Genomic DNA, 17,540 nt, shown 5'->3' on the forward strand with positions numbered 1-17,540 from the left:
CACCTCGCGGATCGACGTATGAATACGCTCCACGAAGCGGTTGAACGCGTTACCCAGTGTGCCGAACTCATCATGATTCTGGATGGTCAGGCGACGGGTCAGGTCGCCTTCGCCATCGGCAATATCCTGCATGGCGCGGGTCATCACATGCAGCGGTTGCATCAATACGCGGATAAGCATGCCGAGCAGGGCAATGATGATCACCACGGCAATAACCGTGGCTATTACCGCCGAAGTGCGGAATTCGCTGAGCATGGCGAAGGATTTGTCTTTATCTACTGAAATACCGAGGTACCAGTTCACCGAGGGCAGGCCCTTGATCGGTGTAAAGGTCACGATGTTGTCCTTGCCGTTGACCTCGACTTCGCTGAAGTCAGGGCTGATCTTCGGTGTGTTTTTTGGATAAACGTCAGCCAGGGTTTTCATCACCAGGTTTTTGTCCGGGTGTACCAGTACCTTGCCATCGGCGCTGACCAGAAACGCATAGCCCATGCCGCCGAAGTCCAGCGCGCCAATGTTATCCACCAGGGTTTGCAGGCTCAGGTCGCCACCCACTACGCCGATGCTCTGAGCGCCTCGAGTGCTGGGGGTAGCCACGGAGATGATCAATTTGCCGGTGGCCGCATCGATATAGGGTTCGGTCAGGGTTGAGCCGTTGCTGCTTTGGGCGCCCTTGTACCAGGGCCGCACACGCGGGTCGAAACCATCCGGCATCTTGGTGTCGGGGCGGATGGTAAAGGCGCCCTGACTGTCGCCGACGTAGGTCGCCATAAATGAGGACGTCAGGGTTTTCTGTTCCAACAGGCCGGCAACCGCAGACGGCTCGGGGTTGATGGCGATGTTTTGTGCGGCGTTTTCCACCAGCGCAATACGCCCGCTAAGCCAGGTTTGAATGTTGCTGGCGGTGACGTCGCCCATTTCATGCAGGTAGTTGTTGAGGTCGTCGCGAATGGCGTTGCGTTGCAGGTAGTCGTTGTAGAGGGTAAACAGCGCGAAAGCCGCGATGACGATAAGGGAGGCTGCAAGCAGGATTTTGTGGCTGAAGCGCAGATTTTTATTCATGGCTTGTAGGGTCCGCTAAGGTCTTAATATCCAAGGCGCGTCCTTGTGGGATGCGCAAAATGACAGCGTCAAAAAAGGTGTGATACTTCTTGTAGTAGCTCTGGTGGTCCATGTAGGAACTATCTGACCTATTTTTAGACTTTGTGGGTCTCACATCTGCCTGTATCGACCTGGCGACACTAAAGATTAACCATGGGTGACGAAATGCCTGACTCCTCGCAACTGCTTATCGGTGCCGATCTTTCCGGCCAACCCATCGCCCAGGCCATGCGGTTGGCCAATCGCCACGGGTTGATCGCCGGTGCCACCGGCACGGGCAAGACCGTTACATTGCAACGCCTGGCGGAAGCCTTCAGTGACGCCGGCGTGGCGGTGTTTGCCGCGGACATCAAAGGGGACCTTTGCGGCCTGGGCGCCGCAGCGAACCCGCAAGGCAAGGTCGCCGAGCGCATCGCCAGCATGCCTTTCCTGAACTACACGGCCAAGGCTTATCCGGTCACGCTGTGGGATATCCACGGGCAGTCCGGTCATCCATTGCGCACCACCATCAGCGAGATGGGCCCGTTGTTGCTCGGTAGTCTCCTGGAGCTCACGGACAGCCAACAGTCGGCGCTTTACGCAGCGTTCAAGGTGGCGGATCGTGAAGGCTTGCTGTTGCTGGACCTCAAGGACCTCAAGGCGCTGCTTAACCACCTGCGCTATCACCCGGAATTACTGGGTGAAGACGCGGCGCTGATGACCACCGGATCCAGCCAGGCCCTCTTGCGGCGCCTGGCGGTGCTGGAGCAACAGGGCGCTGAAGCCTTGTTTGGCGAACCGGCCCTGCAGTTGGAAGACATCCTGCAACCCACCAGCGATGGGCGCGGGCGCATCCATCTGCTGGACGCCAGCCGCCTGGTGCACGAGGCGCCGAAGGTGTATGCGACGTTCCTGCTGTGGCTGTTGGCGGAGCTATTCGAGCAACTGCCCGAGCGTGGCGATGCAGACAAGCCGCTGCTTGCACTGTTTTTTGATGAAGCTCATTTGTTGTTCGCCGATACGCCCAAGGCCTTGCAGGAGCGCCTGGAACAGGTGGTGCGGCTGATTCGCTCCAAAGGCGTCGGTGTGTATTTCGTCACTCAATCGCCAGGCGACCTGCCGGACAGCGTGTTGGCCCAACTCGGCCTGCGCATCCAGCATGGCTTGCGGGCGTTCACCACCAAGGAACAGAAATCCCTGCGCGCCGTAGCGGATGGGTTTCGGCCAAACCCTGCATTTGATGCCTTGTCGGTATTGACGGAACTGGGCACAGGTGAGGCCTTGGTGGGCACCTTGCAGGAAAAAGGCACGCCGGAAGTCGTCCAGCGCGTTTTGGTGGCACCGCCGCAATCACGGATAGGGCCGCTCAGCGAAGCCGAACGCGCCGCGTTGGTAGCCAGCTCGCCGCTGCAGGGGCGTTATGACAAGCCGATCGACCGGGAGTCCGCTTACGAAGTGCTGATGTCACGCAAGGCGCTTGGCCCGACCGAAGTAACCAGGCCGACCAACGACGAGCCGAGCTTCACCGACAGGGCCGGTGCATTTCTGGGCACCACGGCAGGCAAGGCGTTGAAATCGGCGATGCAGCAGGCCGCCAATCAGATGGGACGGCAACTGGTGCGTGGTTTGTTGGGATCGTTGCTAGGCGGCAGCAAGCGCAAATAGAGACTCAGGGTTTGGGCCTGGCGTGGGCTGCCAGCCGCTCAAGTGCAGCGCGCAAGGCGGGGTTGCTGATCCCGTCGGCTGTTGCCTGAATGGTTTCGGCGGCATTCGTCGACAGGTCGTGAGTATGCTCCACCACGGCAGGCAGGGTGGTGGGCGGTTGTACCTTGAACTGGATGCGCGTCAGGCCGGCGAATTCATCAAAGGCCATCAATTGACGTTGCAGGCGTTTTTGCTGATAACGCAGACGTGTCGCCCAATGCCCATCTGTGACAATTAGCAGCAGGTTGCCTTCGCGCCAGGACGCTACGCGGCAGTGTTCGCGCGCGGCCGGTTGCAGCTGGCTTTCAAGCAGGCGTTGCAGGCGGCCCAGGCGTTGCGCATGGCCGAAGATGGCTTTCAGCGGCTTGGCATCACGAAGCAACACCGCAGGCGCGCGGGCTGGTGAGGGGCGAAATGCCATTATTGGACACCTTAAGTAACAGAGCTGCCATCGTAGCAGAAAGCCCCCGTACGCCCCAGGCGCTGCATCCATGGGTTTTGTTCGTGAAATCAATCGGTAACTTCTGCGCTCCATGGGTTGAAGTTCCGGTAAAAGCCCTTATTTTAAACAAGCCCTCTCACCGCCCCATGCCAGCATCGGGGAACAACGCCACTTTCCTCACCCACGATTCCGGGTAGAATGCGCGTTCGCATGCGGCCGTGAGGGCTGCTCGGGCCACTCACGGTGCGCCCTCCATCCCTATGTGTGGAAGAACCTGCCGATATGTTTGCGCCTTTGTTAAAGAAACTTTTTGGAAGCAAGAATGAGCGCGAAGTCAAACGCATGCTCAAGACGGTGCAGCTGGTCAATGCCTTCGAAGAGCAGATGGTTGCCCTTTCGGACGAGCAATTGCGCGCCAAGACCCAAGAGTTCAAGGCCCGCATAGCCAAAGGTGAAACCCTCGACAAGCTGCTTCCCGAAGCCTTTGCGGTCGCCCGTGAAGCCGGTAAGCGTGTCATGGGCATGCGCCACTTCGACGTCCAGTTGATCGGCGGCATGACCTTGCATGAAGGCATGATTGCCGAAATGCGCACCGGTGAAGGCAAGACCCTGGTGGCGACCCTGGGCGTTTACCTCAACGCATTGTCCGGCAAGGGCGTGCACGTGGTGACGGTGAACGACTACCTGGCTCGCCGCGATGCCAACTGGATGCGCCCGCTCTATGAATTCCTCGGCCTGACCGTCGGCGTGGTAACGCCGTTCCAGCCGCCGGAGGAGAAGCGCGCCGCCTATGCCGCCGACATCACCTACGGCACCAACAACGAATTCGGTTTCGACTACCTGCGCGACAACATGGCGTTCAGCATGGAAGAAAAATTCCAGCGCGAACTCAACTTTGCCGTGATCGACGAAGTCGACTCCATCCTCATCGACGAAGCCCGTACCCCGCTGATCATCTCCGGCCAGGCCGAAGACAGCTCGCGCCTGTACACCGAGATCAACAAGTTGATCCCGCGCCTGGAGCAGCACATCGAGGAAGTGGAAGGCGTGGTGACCAAAGAAGGCCACTTCACCATCGACGAGAAGACCCGCCAGGTCGAACTCAACGAAGCCGGTCACCAGTTCGTCGAAGAAATGCTGACCCAGATCGGCGAGCTGGCCGAGGGGGAAAGCCTGTACTCGGCGCACAACCTGGGCCTGTTGACCCACGTGTATGCCGGCCTGCGTGCCCACAAGCTGTTCCATCGCAATGTCGAGTACATCGTGCAGGACGGCCAGGTCGTGCTGGTCGACGAGCACACCGGCCGTACCATGCCGGGTCGCCGTCTGTCCGAAGGCCTGCACCAGGCCATCGAAGCGAAGGAACACCTCAACATCCAGGCTGAAAGCCAGACGTTGGCGTCCACCACCTTCCAGAACTACTTCCGTCTTTACAACAAACTGTCCGGCATGACCGGTACGGCCGACACCGAAGCGTTCGAATTCCACCAGATCTACGGTCTGTCGGTGGTGGTTATCCCGCCGAACAAGCCACTGGCGCGTAAGGACTACAACGACCTGGTGTTCCTGACCGCCGAAGAGAAGTACGCGGCGATCATCAACGACATCAAGGACGGCATGGCCAAGGGCCGTCCGATCCTGGTGGGTACCGCCACCATCGAGACTTCCGAGCATGTGTCCAACCTGCTCAACAAGGAAGGCATCGAGCACAAGGTTCTCAACGCCAAGTTCCACGAAAAAGAAGCCGAGATCATCGCCCAGGCCGGTCGTCCGGGCGCACTGACCATCGCCACCAACATGGCGGGTCGTGGTACCGACATCCTGTTGGGCGGCAACTGGGAAGTGGAAGTCGCGGCCCTGGACAACCCGAGCCCCGAGCAGATCGCCCAGATCAAGGCCGACTGGCAGAAGCGCCACCAGGCCGTGCTGGAATCCGGCGGCCTGCAGGTGATCGCTTCCGAGCGTCACGAATCGCGCCGTATCGACAACCAGCTGCGTGGCCGTGCCGGTCGCCAGGGTGACGCCGGTTCCAGCCGCTTCTACCTGTCCCTGGAAGACAGCCTGATGCGCATCTTCGCCTCGGACCGCGTGAAAAACTTCATGAAGGCCCTGGGCATGCAGTCCGGTGAAGCGATCGAGCACCGCATGGTGACCAACGCCATCGAGAAGGCGCAGCGCAAGGTTGAAGGCCGCAACTTCGATATTCGTAAGCAACTGCTCGAGTTCGATGACGTCAACAACGAACAGCGTAAAGTGATCTATCACATGCGTAACACGTTGCTGGCCGCCGACAACATTGGCGAGACCATCGCCGATTTCCGCCAGGACGTGCTCAACGCCACCGTCAGCGCGCACATCCCGCCACAATCCCTGCCTGAGCAGTGGGATGTTGCCGGCCTGGAAGCGGCGTTGAAGAGCGACTTCGGTGTCGACTTGCCGGTCCAGCAGTGGTTGGACGAAGACGACCATCTTTACGAAGAAACCCTGCGCGAAAAACTGATGGCCGAATTGCTGGCCGCGTACAACGAGAAAGAAGAGCAGGCGAGTGCCGAAGCACTGCGCACCTTCGAGAAGCAAATCGTTCTGCGCGTGCTGGACGACCTGTGGAAAGACCACCTGTCGACCATGGACCACCTGCGTCACGGCATTCACCTGCGCGGTTACGCCCAGAAGAACCCGAAGCAGGAGTACAAGCGCGAGTCGTACACGCTGTTCTCCGAACTGCTGGATTCGATCAAGCGCGATTCCATCCGTGTGCTCTCCCACGTTCAGGTGCGTCGCGAAGACCCGATCGAGGAAGAGGCCCGCCTGCGTCAGGAAGCCGAGGCACTGGCTGCGCGTATGCAGTTCCAGCACGACGAAGCACCGGGCCTGGAAGCTCCTGAGGTATTGGGCGAAGAGATCGATGTGGCCCTGGCTAAAAGCCCGGTGCGCAACGAACAGAAGCTGGGTCGCAACGAGCTGTGCTGGTGCGGCTCGGGCAAGAAGTTCAAACACTGCCACGGCCAGATCGAATAAGATTTCCGCCTGACGCTGCAACACCCTGCGCCGCGACCGGCTCCTGCCGTCGCGGCGTTTTGCCATTAATTTCACCGTCGCTCACGACGGCACAGACATCACCCATTTTTAAGGAGCGCATTCATGGCTGTTGGTCTTGGTCCTTTGCCCACGTTGCACCCGGTTGCCGGTTTTGAACTCGGTATCGCTTCGGCCGGCATCAAGCGCCCGGGGCGCAAGGATGTGGTCGTGATGCGTTGCGCCGAAGGCTCGACCGTTGCTGGTGTGTTCACCCTCAACGCCTTCTGCGCCGCGCCGGTGATCCTGGCCAAGCAACGCGTGGCCGGTACCATCCGCTACCTGCTGACCAACACCGGTAATGCCAACGCTGGCACCGGCGAGCCAGGTCTGGTAGCGGCGGCGCGTACCTGCGCCAAGCTGGCCCAACTGACCGGCGTGGACGCCAGCCAAGTGCTGCCGTATTCCACCGGCGTGATCGGTGAGCCATTGCCCGTCGAGAAAATCGAAGGCGCGCTGCAAGCCGCATTGGACGACCTGTCTGTGGATAACTGGGCGGCCGCCGCCACCGGCATCATGACCACCGACACCCTGCCAAAAGGCGCCAGCCGCCAGTTCGTGCACGACGGCGTGACCGTCACCGTGACCGGCATCAGCAAAGGTGCGGGCATGATCCGTCCAAACATGGCCACCATGCTCGGCTACATCGCCACCGACGCCAAAGTCTCCCGCGACGTGCTGCACAGCCTGATCCTGGACGGCGCCAACAAGTCGTTCAACCGCATCACCATCGATGGCGACACTTCGACCAACGACTGCTGCATGCTGATCGCCACCGGCCAGGCCAACCTGCCGGAGATCACCGAGGCCAGCGGCCCGCTGTTCGCCGCGTTGAAGCAGGCGGTGTTTGAAGTGTGCATGGACGTGGCGCAGGCCATCGTGCGGGACGGCGAGGGCGCGACCAAGTTCGTGACGGTTGAAGTCAACGGCGGCGCTAACCACCAGGAATGCCTGGACGTGGGTTACACAGTGGCTCACTCACCGCTGATCAAGACCGCGCTGTTCGCCTCTGACCCGAACTGGGGCCGTATCCTGGCGGCCGTCGGCCGCGCCGGTGTGCCGGACCTGGACGTGAGCAAGATCGATGTGTTCCTGGGCGATGTGTGCATTGCCAGCCGTGGCGCCCGTGCTGAAACCTACACCGAAGCCCAGGGTTCGGCGGTGATGCAGCAGGAAGAAATCACCATCCGCATCGAGTTGGGTCGCGGCGAATGCAGCGAAACCATCTGGACCACTGACCTGTCCCACGAGTACGTGAAGATCAACGCGGAATACCGTACCTAAGAGGATAAGCGCGGTGAAACGAGTGCATGTAGCAGCAGCGGTGATCCGCGGTGTCGACGGCAAAATCCTGCTGGCGCGCCGCGCCGATACCCAGCATCAGGGCGGCCTCTGGGAGTTTCCCGGCGGCAAGGTGGAAGCCAATGAATCGGTAGCCGGCGCACTGTCCCGCGAATTGCAGGAAGAGCTGGGCATCCAGGTCACCACGGCGCGACCGCTGATCAAGGTGCAGCATGACTACCCGGACAAGCAGGTGTTACTGGATGTCTGGGAAGTCTCGGCTTTTACCGGTGAGCCCCATGGCGCCGAAGGGCAACCGCTGGAGTGGGTGGCGCCCCGGGATCTGCTCAACTACGAGTTCCCGGCGGCCAATGCACCGATCGTTGCGGCTGCGCGTTTACCTGCCGAGTACCTGATCACACCGGGCGAACTGGAAACCCCGACGTTACTGCGGGGTATTCAGAAAGCCATTGCTGGCGGCATCAAGCTGGTGCAACTGCGCGCGCCCAACGGCTACGACCCCAAATACCGCGACCTTGCGGTGGATGCGGTGGGCCTGTGTGCGGGCAAGGCCCAGTTGATGCTCAAGGGGCCGTTTGAATGGCTGGGGGATTTTCCTGCGGCCGGTTGGCACATGACCTCGGCGCAATTGCGCAAATACGCCAGCAAGGGGCGCCCGTTGCCGAAGGATCGCTGGCTGGCTGCTTCCTGCCATAACGCCGAGGAATTGGCTCTGGCAGAAATGATGGACGTGGATTTTGTCACGCTGTCGCCGGTGCAACCGACCCAGACCCATCCTGATGCGCAGCCGTTGGGTTGGGAGCAGGCCGCAGAGCTGATCCGTGGGTTCAGCAAACCGGTGTTTCTGTTGGGTGGGGTTGGACCCGCCGAGCGGGAGAAGGCTTGGGAGGCTGGGGCCCAAGGTGTCGCAGGGATTCGTGCGTTCTGGCCTGAGATTTGAGGCTGTTCTGACCGGCCTTATCGGGGAGGCAAGCCCCCTCCCACATTCGACCGAGTTCTACCGTTGGAATGCGGTCAAATGTGGGAGTGGGCTTGCTTGCGAAGGCGTCAGATCAGGCGCTGGATAATCAGTGGGGTTTAGCGGCAGCCTGCCATAAAACCTCGGCCACGCCCTGGCGCCTTGCAATCACCCGCGCCGCCACAAACAGCAAATCCGACAACCGATTGATATACGCCAACCCCACCCCTTCCAACGGCTCGATCGCATTCAACTGCTGACACCGCCGCTCCGCACTGCGCGCCAGGCTGCGGCACATATGGGCCTGGGCGATCAACGCCGAGCCTCCGGGCAGGATGAAGTTTTCCAGCGGTCCCACTTCTTCATTCCAGCGGTCAATCGCCGCTTCCAGCCGGTCCACTTCCGCCGCATTCAACGCCTTGTACACCGGCATCGCCAACTCGCCCCCCAAGTCGAACAAGCGATGCTGGCAAGGCGTAAGCACCTCGATCACATCCTTCAGTTCCGGATGTTTGCCACTCTGTTCTTCCAGGCTGGCCAGTAACAAGCCCAACTGGCTGTTCAACGTATCAACCTCGCCAATGGCCTCCACCCGTGGGTGATCCTTGGGCACGCGGCGGCCGTCGCCCAGGCCGGTTTCGCCCTTGTCGCCGGTGCGGGTGTAGATTTTCGACAGGCGAAAGCCCATGTTCATTGCTCCAGTTGGGTGAGTTCGTAAGGCGGCAGTTGGCTGCCGGCCAGGGGTAAGCGCAAGGTAAAGCAGGTGCCCTGACCGAGGGTGGAGTGCACTTCCATCTGACCTTTGTGGTTGTTGGTGATGATGAAATACGACACCGACAGCCCAAGCCCGGTGCCCTGGCCGATTTCCTTGGTGGTGAAGAACGGCTCGAAAGTGCGTTTGCGCACGTTTTCGCTCATGCCGATGCCGTTGTCTTCCACCTGGATCTCCGCCCACGGCGGGTTGAGGCGGGTACGCAGGATGATGCGCCCCGGTTCGCTGTCGTCTTCACGCAGGTGGATGGCCTGGGCCGCGTTTTTCAGCAGGTTGAGCAGGACCTGTTCGAGTTCGTTGGCGGTGCCGGGGACCGGACCCAGTTGGGGATCGAACTGGCGGATGATCGCCTGGCCCTTGAAGTCAAAGCCGATGGCCAGGTCGAAATCGTTGCCGGCGATCTCCACCGCCTGGTCGATCAATGCCGGCAAGTCGCAAGGCGCCATCTGCCGGTTGCTGCGGCGACTGAAACTGAGCATATGGGTGACGATCTTCGCCGCCCGCGCCCCGGCCTGCTGGATGCCGTCGAGCAACTGCGGCACTTCGCGGCTTTGCAGGTAGCGGTTGACGGTCTCCAGCTCGATACCCACCTGTTCCGCGTGTTCCAGGTTCTTCGGCAAGTCGGGGGACAAGCGGCGGCGGATGTTCTGCACGTTATGCAGGATCGCGCCCAGCGGGTTGTTGATCTCGTGGGCCATGCCGGCGGCCAGGCCGCCGACGGAAAGCATTTTCTCCGACTGCACCATCATTTCTTCCAGGGACAGGCGCTGGGTGATGTCATCGATGCGGATCACCACGCCACGCCCGGCACCGCCCATCAGCGGGTAAAACGTGAGGGCATAGTGCTTGGCTTCGTCGTCCTTGAACCAGGTGACGCGTTCGATGCGCTCCACCGTGTGTTGCTCGACCGCCGCCCTGATCTGCGGCAAGTAAGGCTTGAGCGGCTGGAAGGCCAGGTAGATCGGCTGATTCAGGGCTTCATCCAGGCGCGTGCCGGAGAGGGCGCTGGCTTCCTGGTTCCATTGGGTGACGTAGAGCTGTTCATCCAGGGCGATCAAGGCCGAGGGCATCGAGTCGATGATGCTGTTCAGGTAATTCTGGAAACCGGTGAGCTTTTTCTCGATCTTGCTGCGGACCTGGACTTCCAGCTCCAGCTTGCGGTTGGTGTGGCGCGTCTCCTCGGCCAAGCCTTGGGCCTGGTCGTACGCCGCCTGGGAGTCGTCCCGTGCACGCTTGAGCTGCTGCTCTCGGGCTTCGATGCGCGACAGCATGGTGTTGAAGGCTTCGGCCAGGCTGCCGATTTCATCGCGGTTACCGCGACCGGCACGCAGGGCGTAGTTCTCTTCGCGGGTGACCTGGCGCGACAGTTCTTCCAGCTCGTGGATCGGCCGGGTGATCAGGCGTTTGATCTGGCGGGCGATGACCAGCCACAACAGTACGCTGAAAATCAGGATGCCCAGGCTGGCTGTCAGCGTGCCGGTGTAGAACGCCACTGGCAGCTCGCTGCTGGCCACCAGCAGCAAATGCCCGGACGGTTGGCCGGCGCGAGGCAGGGTGATGACTTGGTTGCTGCGAAACTCGGTGACACGCCAGGCCTCGATATGCCGGTAGTTATCGGGAAGGTGCAGGCGGTCACCGTGTTGCATCTGCGCTAAACGGTTGCCGTCGCCGTCATACAGGGCGGCGGCGCGCAGCGGCGAATAGCTGGTCAGTTCATTGAGCAATGCGTCGGCCTTGGCCGGCGATTCGAGGGCCTCGGCGGCGAGCGCCGGGTTGGACACCAGGCGGCCGATGGCCTGCAAGGCCTGGGGCGCCATGCTTTCCTGGGAAATCCAGTAGGCGGCGCTGATAAAGGTCAGGTTGGCCACCAGCAGTACGGTGGTCAACAGCACCAGCAAGGCGGCCAGCAGTTTCTGCCCGACCGGTAGGTTTTCAAGACGCTGGCGCAGCGGCATCAGGGTTTTCCCAGGTGATAGACAGGCGGGCAGGGTAGCGCGTGGTTCAGTCGCGGGGCAATCCGCGTGCAAGCAACTGCTCGACCAGGCGCACTTGCAGCTGTTGAAGGTGCGGCAGGTTCAGTTGGTGACGGGCAGCCGCCTGGCAAGCATAGCCCAATAGGTAGCTGATTTCGGTGCGGCGGCCGGCGGCCACGTCCTGGTACATGGAGGAGTAGTTCGCGGCGGTGGCCTGGATCACCCGTTCCACCTCGTGTTGCAGGTCCAGCGCGGCGGCGGGCTGGCCGCAGCATTCCAGCAGTTCGCCGAGTTCGGCGCACAGGGTGGCGACTTCGCACTGGTGGGCCTGTAGCTCGCCATTGCGGCACTGATACAGCACGGTCAGCGGGTTGATGGCGCAATTGAGCGCCAGCTTGCGCCAGAGCCGCGTGAGGATGTCGGTGCTCCAATCGTGGGGGATGCCGGCGGCGTGCAAGTCGTCGAGCCACAGCGGCGGGGTAGGGTGGCCCGCATCGCCCAGCCAGGTGTAGCCATGGCCGGCGAACACCACGCGCCAGTCGCCGTCGCGAAACGCGCCTTCGGTGCTGGAGGCGAAGATGCAGCGGGCCTGGGGCAGTTGCGCGGCGACGGCATCCTGGCTGCCCAGGCCGTTCTGTAACAGGATCAGTTCGGCGTCCAGTGCGAGGCGGTGTTGCAACTGTGCGACGGCGGCTTGAGCGTCGTAGGCTTTGCATGCCACCAGCAGGCGATGAATCGGCCCCGGACTGTCAGCTGTTTCGCCGATCACCGGGTAGGTGTGTTCTACACCTTGTTCCACCAGGGTCAGCCCCTTGGCTGCCTGATAACTGGCCAAGCGCGCTTCATCGCGCAGGATCAACCGTACGGGCACGCCAGCGCGCGCCAGGCGAGTGGCCCAAAGGGTGCCCAGGCTGCCGGCGCCGAGAATATGCCAGGTGGTCGACATCAGTTTTTGCTCCGTAGGGTCGCCCGCAGCGAACGGGACGAAAGAACCGCTATAATGCCCCGGCATTTTAGCTTGGGCGCGCTCCATCTCTACTGAGCCCGCCCCTTATATTGGAGATATGACATGCCTTCGTTCGACGTGGTATCCGAACTGGACAAACACGAAGTCACCAACGCCGTCGAGAACGCCGTCAAGGAGCTGGATCGCCGCTATGACTTGAAAGGCAAGGGCAGCTTCGAATTCAAGGAAAAAGAGCTGACCGTCAACCTGACCGCTGAAGCCGATTTCCAGCTGGAAGCGATGATCGAGATCCTCAAGCTGTCGCTGGTCAAGCGCAAGATCGATGTGCAGTGCCTTGAAGTCAAGGACGCCTACGCCTCCGGCAAATTGATGAAGCAGGAAGCCGTGCTCAAGGAAGGCATCGACAAGGAGCTGGCGAAGAAGATCGTCTCCCACATCAAGGACGCCAAGCTGAAAGTCCAGGCCGCGATCCAGGGTGAACAGGTACGCGTTACCGGCAAGAAGCGTGACGACCTGCAAGAAGCCATCGCGGCCCTGCGCGCCAAGACCTTCGACATGCCGCTGCAGTTCAATAACTTCCGCGACTGATGGCACATTGGGGAACCTGTGGGCGTTTTTGACGTCCCACGCCCCACAACCTGCGCCTACTATTGAGCCCTCCTGGGCTCAATTGCATTTATGGCCACTCGATACGCCGAACATCCGGTAACCAGGAGAATGTAGATGGATTTCAATGCTGAAGTGGATCACCTGATCAAGACCTCAGAGTCGTGGCTGCCGATGATCATGGAATACGGCAGCCGGTTTTTGCTGGCGGTGGTCACCCTGGCCATCGGTTGGTGGCTGATCAATGTGTTGACCCACCGCGTGGGACGTTTGCTGGCAATGCGCAATGCCGACCTGGCCCTGCAACACTTCATTACCAGCCTGGCGAACATTGCGCTCAAAGTCATGCTGGTGGTCAACGTGGCCTCGATGATCGGCGTGGCAACCACCTCGTTCGTAGCCGCGATTGGTGCCGCCACCCTGGCCATCGGCCTGGCCTTGCAAGGCAGCCTGGCGAACTTTGCCGGCGGCGTGCTGATTCTGCTGTTCCGCCCGTTCCGCATTGGTGACTGGATCGAAGCCCAGGGCACCTCGGGTACCGTCGACAGCATCCAGATCTTCCACACCGTGCTGCGCACCGGCGACAACAAGACCGTGATCATCCCTAACGGCAGCCTATCCAACGGCCTGATCACCAACACCAACCGCCAGCCGACCCGCAAGGTGGTGTTTGATGTGGGTGTGGACTATGAAGCCGACCTGCAGAAAGCCCGTGAAGTGCTGCTGGAGCTGGCGAAGGATCCGCGCGTACTGGCCGATCCGGCCGCCGTGGCGGTGGTTTCGACTTTGGGCGACAGTTCGATCACCGTTTCCCTGCGTTGCTGGACCAAGACAGCGGATTATTGGGATGTGATGTTCATGTTGAATGAACTGGCGCGTGACCGTTTGAAAGCGGCGGGAATTGATATTCCATTTCCGCAGCGGGTTATTCGTGTGATGCAGGAAAGTGTTACGAAGTAACTAAGGACAATGGCGTTGAACTTGGCCAAAAGGTCAGGTTCAAGGTCGACGGGTTAATCTCGTTAGTTAGCTTGCTAGTTATTTTTCGATTGAAATTAAACGGCAATAAAAAAGCCGCCTCCTTGTCTGCAAGGGGGCGGCTTTTTATTTAAGGCCGAAGCCCTAAGCCATCGTTGTAATCAAACGGTCAATTACAAGATGTTCAGCGGGTAGTTCGCGATCAGACGCAGTTCGTCGATCGAAGGCGAACCGTAGTAAACGCCATCACCCGAACGATAGGTGGCTTGACGCAGACGCAGGCTCAGGTCCTTGGCGGGACCACTTTGGATCACGTACTTGGCTTCGATATCGCGTTCCCACTCTTTACCGTTGGAGGTTGTGGCGGTTTGAGCGCCGCTACCGGTTACGTAACGAGTCATGAAGCTCAGACCAGGAATGCCGAAGGTCGCCATGTTGATGTCATAACGCGCCTGATAGGACTTCTCGCCTTCGGCGTTGAAGTCGGAACGGGCAATGGAGTTGGCCAGGAATACAGAGCCGCCGCCATCTACGCCGTAGCCGTAGTCGCCATCACCGGTGACTTTCTGTGCTGCCAGGGTGAAGGTGTGAGCGCCAATGGTGTACGCACCCTGCAAGCTGAATGCACGGTTATCGAGCTTGACGGAGTTGTCGTAGTAAGCGCGTTGCTTGCCTTCGCCGTCGCTTTTGGTGTCGTAGATGTTGAAGTCCAGTGCGAAGGACTGATCGTTGCTCAGCGCGTGGGTCCAGTTAAGGTTGCTGTACCACTTGCGGAAGTAATCTTCGGTTTTTGCGTAGTACAGGCTGCCAGTGACCTCTGGGGTGAAAGAGTAGACGGCACCGGCAAAGTCGGTTTTCGTCAGGCCCAGGCTGTCACGGAAGGTCTGGTTCTGTGCGACGCTGGAGGTGAAGTGACCGCCTTCCAGTTTCAGGCCCTTGATCTCGTTGCTGGTGATCGAGATGCCCTGTGGCAGCTCAGGCAGCAAACGGCTGTCGTCGGAGGCGAATACTGGGGCTGTGGTGTACTGATCACCCACTTTCAGCACAGTATCGGAGATACGGAATTTAACCGCGCCGCCGCCTTTGGAGTAATCGTCTTGCGAGCGACCGTCTGCACCGGTGGGGAACAGACCGGTACCGGCGCGACCCTTTCCGCTGTCGAGCTTGACGCCCAGCAGGCCGATCACGTCAACACCAACACCGATGGTGCCTTGGGTGAAGCCCGATTGGTACAGGGCGTTGAAGCCCAGGCCAGTCTCTTCGGCACGACTTTTGTTCTTGCCGTTGACTTGCTCGTAGCCACGCAGTGGTTCGTTGCGGAAGTCGCGGCTGAAGTACAGAGCGCGAGTATTGATGCTGAAAGTGCTGTCTTCAACAAAGCCTTTGGAATCGTCCTGGGCGGACGCCATTGCGAACTGCGAGGTGCCTGCTGAAACAGCCAGGGCGATCATGCTCCACTTCATCACGCGCATCGTGATTTGCTCCTTTGGTTTTAGGAAGAGTACTGCCGTCCCACCTGTATTTTTATCTGGGCGGCTCTTTCTTTTATGTGTCGGCGCAAAGTTATATCACGCAGACTCTATTGACGATACTTACCCATCTATCCTTTCAGCTTCTTTACGAGGCTGTCGTAAATTGCTAGCTCCATGTCGCAAATCCACAGTCCTGTTGTAACCGGACTGACAACTTCAATACTGTTTCCAAACCCTTTTCAAAGTTTGAACGCTTCCTTGATACGCATTGAAACGCTGCTGTTCTTTATCGCGAAACACCTGCTTCCAATCGGGTGTCGTTGCCGACGATGCAGGTGTCAATGCAACAAGCGTGCACAAAGCGGTAACCGAATGTCATTTTTTCGTGAAAACCGTTCCGGCCCTGTAAAAACCGCATAAGCACGGGCTTTTTACGCCGTTTGGTTTGGGCTTGACGCGGCTGTGTTACCCCTGTTCGGTGGTACATAAAACCTGTGCGACGGAAAAACGTTACCGGTTCACCCTCATGAGTGGGTACTTGGCGGATCCCTTTGAGGCACAAGTGGGTCATTTTGGTGCGTCCCGGTGAGGCCCGGTTTAGCGTAGCTCAAATATTCGACCGCCTCGAAAGAGTGCATATTTTTTCATCACTGGCGCCGGCGCTTTCCTGCATTCGTCGTGAAGCCGTGCGCATTCGAAGGTATGCTGGGCGCCTGAACCTGACTTGCCGAACGGAGTGCCCGCGGTGTTCGCCCTAGATCAACGCCTGCAACAAGACACACTGGTCATCGGGGACTTCCCGCTGTGCCGCCTGCTGCTGTCCAATGACTCAAACTATCCGTGGTTCATCCTGGTGCCACGCATCAACGCTATCAGCGAAGTGTTTCAACTGGATGTCGCCGACCAGCAGCGTTTGTGGCAAGAGACGACTGCCCTGGCCCAGTTGTTGAATGAAGGCTTGGCCGCCGACAAGATGAACATCGGCGCTCTGGGCAATGTGGTCAGCCAATTGCACGTGCATGTGATCGTGCGCAAGCGCGACGATGCTGCCTGGCCGGCGCCGGTATGGGGCAAGCATCCGGCGCAGCCTTACACCGATGAGCAAGTCGCTGCCATCCGCGCCCGTCTGCGCGAGCTGTTGCCTGCCGACTTCATTTTCAACCAGGGCTGAATCATGGACCTGCAAGACCGCGTCACCGACCTGGAAAGCCGCCTGGCCTTTCAGGACGACACCATCGAGACCCTCAATGACATCCTCGTCACGCAGCAGCGTGCTGTAGAGCGCCTGCAATTGCAGATGACCGCGCTGCTCAAGCGCCAGGAAGAAATGGGCGGCCAGTTCGAAACCTCCGAAGAAGAAGCGCCGCCTCCTCACTATTGATAGCCACGCATAAAAAAACCGCGACCCAGCCAGGCTGGATCGCGGTTTTTTGCTGCGAACGCAGGTATCAGCGGCGCGGCAGTGCAGCGATCACGTCTTCGGCCTGCAGGCCTTTGTCGCGATTCATCACGGAGAACTCCACGCGCTGGCCTTCCACCAGGACGCGATGGCCTTCGCCGCGAATGGCCCGGAAGTGGACGAAGATATCGTCGCCCGAATCACGGGAAATAAAGCCGAAGCCTTTGGATGTGTTGAACCACTTGACGGTACCGGTATCCCGATTGGTCATGTCGTAGGTTTGCGACGAGGCCGCAGGGGACGAACGGTAGAAGCTGATGGCCAGGTGAAGAACGATGGCGACCACAGCGATCACCAGGCTGAGCAGGATGGCCGGGTGGCCGCCGACTTCAGGCATGGGTGCCAGGAGGGTGAGGGTTTGTACGACAACGGTCAGTACCAGCAGCGCGCTGACCAGGTTTTGCAGTTGATGACGCGTGCCTTTGTTCCAGTAAGGGGTCACCGGTGCCAGCGTCAGGTTAAGAAGGCCGAACATGGCCAGGTACAGAGCGTCGTGTTGTTCCAGATACGGCAGGCTTTCAGGCTGCAGGCTCGGGATAAAGGACAGCAGCAAAGCTGCAACGCCCGTTAGCAGGTGGACGATTTTCAACATTTTGATTAACTCACGTTAAGACGGATCACAAGGAAGAGCTGACTGGCACGGTTCGCTTCTGAACAATGGGAGGCGTTGGGCACGTGCGCGGGGTATCAGCCTATGCCGCTGCCGCAGAAAGTAACGGCGGCGACACGCTGTCTATTTAACAGCAAAGGCT

14 protein-coding genes and 1 pseudogene are annotated in these 17,540 nt (G+C 59.8%); 8 read left to right on the forward strand and 7 right to left on the reverse strand.

All coding sequences use genetic code 11. From position 1 onward, the window contains the following. Positions 1 to 30: 30 nt before the first annotated feature. Positions 31 to 1,062: pseudogene (locus BMX59_RS31185) on the reverse strand (cache domain-containing protein); the annotation flags it as partial. 204 nt (positions 1,063 to 1,266) lie between these two features. On the opposite strand from BMX59_RS31185, the gene BMX59_RS20520 reads away from it, so the two are divergent. Next, positions 1,267 to 2,745 carry a helicase HerA-like domain-containing protein gene (locus tag BMX59_RS20520; RefSeq protein WP_093125498.1) on the forward strand — a complete coding sequence of 493 codons (1,479 nt, stop codon included), beginning with the start codon at positions 1,267 to 1,269 and terminating at the stop codon, positions 2,743 to 2,745. A gap of 4 nt (positions 2,746 to 2,749) precedes the next feature. Here the strand turns inward: BMX59_RS20520 and BMX59_RS20525 are convergent, their stop codons facing one another. Next, entirely contained in the window at positions 2,750 to 3,205 is a 456-nt protein-coding gene (locus BMX59_RS20525; RefSeq protein ID WP_071489378.1) for a DUF721 domain-containing protein, read from the reverse strand. Positions 3,206 to 3,508: 303 nt separating this feature from the next. On the opposite strand from BMX59_RS20525, the gene secA reads away from it, so the two are divergent. The 3 genes from secA to BMX59_RS20540 all read left to right on the forward strand — a co-directional run bounded on the left by secA (position 3,509) and on the right by BMX59_RS20540 (position 8,543). Continuing rightward, positions 3,509 to 6,244 carry a preprotein translocase subunit SecA gene (gene secA / locus BMX59_RS20530; protein WP_092246861.1) on the forward strand — a complete coding sequence of 912 codons (2,736 nt, stop codon included), beginning with the start codon at positions 3,509 to 3,511 and terminating at the stop codon, positions 6,242 to 6,244. 123 nt (positions 6,245 to 6,367) lie between these two features. Further along, the gene (gene argJ / locus BMX59_RS20535) at positions 6,368 to 7,585 is read left to right on the forward strand and encodes a bifunctional glutamate N-acetyltransferase/amino-acid acetyltransferase ArgJ (protein ID WP_071489380.1); all 1,218 of its coding nucleotides are present in this window, start codon (positions 6,368 to 6,370) and stop codon (positions 7,583 to 7,585) included. A 13-nt stretch (positions 7,586 to 7,598) separates the two neighbouring features. After that, a complete protein-coding gene (locus tag BMX59_RS20540) occupies positions 7,599 to 8,543 on the forward strand; it encodes a Nudix family hydrolase (RefSeq protein ID WP_071489381.1) in 945 nt (314 codons plus the stop codon). A 127-nt stretch (positions 8,544 to 8,670) separates the two neighbouring features. On the opposite strand, the gene BMX59_RS20545 is transcribed toward BMX59_RS20540, so the two are convergent. Genes BMX59_RS20545 through BMX59_RS20555 form a run of 3 tightly spaced genes read right to left on the reverse strand, consistent with a single transcriptional unit; the run spans position 8,671 to position 12,252 of the window. Continuing rightward, the gene (locus tag BMX59_RS20545) at positions 8,671 to 9,249 is read right to left on the reverse strand and encodes a cob(I)yrinic acid a,c-diamide adenosyltransferase (protein ID WP_071489382.1); all 579 of its coding nucleotides are present in this window, start codon (positions 9,247 to 9,249) and stop codon (positions 8,671 to 8,673) included. 2 nt (positions 9,250 to 9,251) lie between these two features. Continuing rightward, entirely contained in the window at positions 9,252 to 11,288 is a 2,037-nt protein-coding gene (locus BMX59_RS20550; RefSeq protein ID WP_071489383.1) for a sensor histidine kinase, read from the reverse strand. Positions 11,289 to 11,334: 46 nt separating this feature from the next. Then, positions 11,335 to 12,252, reverse strand: coding sequence for a putative 2-dehydropantoate 2-reductase (locus BMX59_RS20555; protein WP_093125227.1), 918 nt, complete (start codon positions 12,250 to 12,252; stop codon positions 11,335 to 11,337). Positions 12,253 to 12,375: 123 nt separating this feature from the next. On the opposite strand from BMX59_RS20555, the gene BMX59_RS20560 reads away from it, so the two are divergent. Next, positions 12,376 to 12,861: a YajQ family cyclic di-GMP-binding protein gene (locus BMX59_RS20560; RefSeq protein ID WP_093125230.1), complete on the forward strand. Its 486-nt coding sequence runs from the start codon at positions 12,376 to 12,378 to the stop codon at positions 12,859 to 12,861. 135 nt (positions 12,862 to 12,996) lie between these two features. Then, positions 12,997 to 13,839 (forward strand): mechanosensitive ion channel family protein, encoded by an 843-nt coding sequence (locus BMX59_RS20565; protein WP_071489386.1) that lies wholly within the window; start codon positions 12,997 to 12,999, stop codon positions 13,837 to 13,839. A 191-nt stretch (positions 13,840 to 14,030) separates the two neighbouring features. On the opposite strand, the gene BMX59_RS20570 is transcribed toward BMX59_RS20565, so the two are convergent. Beyond that, entirely contained in the window at positions 14,031 to 15,329 is a 1,299-nt protein-coding gene (locus BMX59_RS20570) for an OprD family porin (RefSeq protein WP_071489387.1), read from the reverse strand. A gap of 745 nt (positions 15,330 to 16,074) precedes the next feature. On the opposite strand from BMX59_RS20570, the gene BMX59_RS20575 reads away from it, so the two are divergent. Then, on the forward strand, positions 16,075 to 16,500 hold the full coding sequence (locus tag BMX59_RS20575) for an HIT domain-containing protein (RefSeq protein WP_071489388.1): 426 nt from the start codon (positions 16,075 to 16,077) through the stop codon (positions 16,498 to 16,500). Positions 16,501 to 16,503: 3 nt separating this feature from the next. Beyond that, positions 16,504 to 16,710, forward strand: coding sequence for a SlyX family protein (locus BMX59_RS20580; RefSeq protein ID WP_015885618.1), 207 nt, complete (start codon positions 16,504 to 16,506; stop codon positions 16,708 to 16,710). A 67-nt stretch (positions 16,711 to 16,777) separates the two neighbouring features. On the opposite strand, the gene BMX59_RS30975 is transcribed toward BMX59_RS20580, so the two are convergent. Continuing rightward, the gene (locus BMX59_RS30975) at positions 16,778 to 17,380 is read right to left on the reverse strand and encodes a cold-shock protein (RefSeq protein ID WP_093125234.1); all 603 of its coding nucleotides are present in this window, start codon (positions 17,378 to 17,380) and stop codon (positions 16,778 to 16,780) included. Positions 17,381 to 17,540 lie beyond the last annotated feature (160 nt).

The organism is Pseudomonas sp. NFR09, from assembly GCF_900111535.1.
In the GTDB taxonomy this organism is placed as follows: Bacteria; Pseudomonadota; Gammaproteobacteria; order Pseudomonadales; family Pseudomonadaceae; genus Aquipseudomonas; species Aquipseudomonas extremorientalis.

Bases quoted from the DNA above. Each gene is read 5' to 3' on its own strand.
- BMX59_RS20570 (WP_071489387.1), bottom strand. From the start codon at position 15,329: ATGCGCGTGATGAAGTGGAGCATGATCGCCCTGGCTGTTTCAGCAGGC.
- BMX59_RS20580 (WP_015885618.1), top strand. From the start codon at position 16,504: ATGGACCTGCAAGACCGCGTCACCGACCTGGAAAGCCGCCTGGCCTTT.
- BMX59_RS20555 (WP_093125227.1), bottom strand. From the start codon at position 12,252: ATGTCGACCACCTGGCATATTCTCGGCGCCGGCAGCCTGGGCACCCTT.
- BMX59_RS20560 (WP_093125230.1), top strand. From the start codon at position 12,376: ATGCCTTCGTTCGACGTGGTATCCGAACTGGACAAACACGAAGTCACC.
- BMX59_RS30975 (WP_093125234.1), bottom strand. From the start codon at position 17,380: ATGTTGAAAATCGTCCACCTGCTAACGGGCGTTGCAGCTTTGCTGCTG.
- BMX59_RS20545 (WP_071489382.1), bottom strand. From the start codon at position 9,249: ATGGGCTTTCGCCTGTCGAAAATCTACACCCGCACCGGCGACAAGGGC.
- BMX59_RS20520 (WP_093125498.1), top strand. From the start codon at position 1,267: ATGCCTGACTCCTCGCAACTGCTTATCGGTGCCGATCTTTCCGGCCAA.
- BMX59_RS20565 (WP_071489386.1), top strand. From the start codon at position 12,997: ATGGATTTCAATGCTGAAGTGGATCACCTGATCAAGACCTCAGAGTCG.
- secA (WP_092246861.1), top strand. From the start codon at position 3,509: ATGTTTGCGCCTTTGTTAAAGAAACTTTTTGGAAGCAAGAATGAGCGC.
- argJ (WP_071489380.1), top strand. From the start codon at position 6,368: ATGGCTGTTGGTCTTGGTCCTTTGCCCACGTTGCACCCGGTTGCCGGT.
- BMX59_RS20525 (WP_071489378.1), bottom strand. From the start codon at position 3,205: ATGGCATTTCGCCCCTCACCAGCCCGCGCGCCTGCGGTGTTGCTTCGT.
- BMX59_RS20550 (WP_071489383.1), bottom strand. From the start codon at position 11,288: ATGCCGCTGCGCCAGCGTCTTGAAAACCTACCGGTCGGGCAGAAACTG.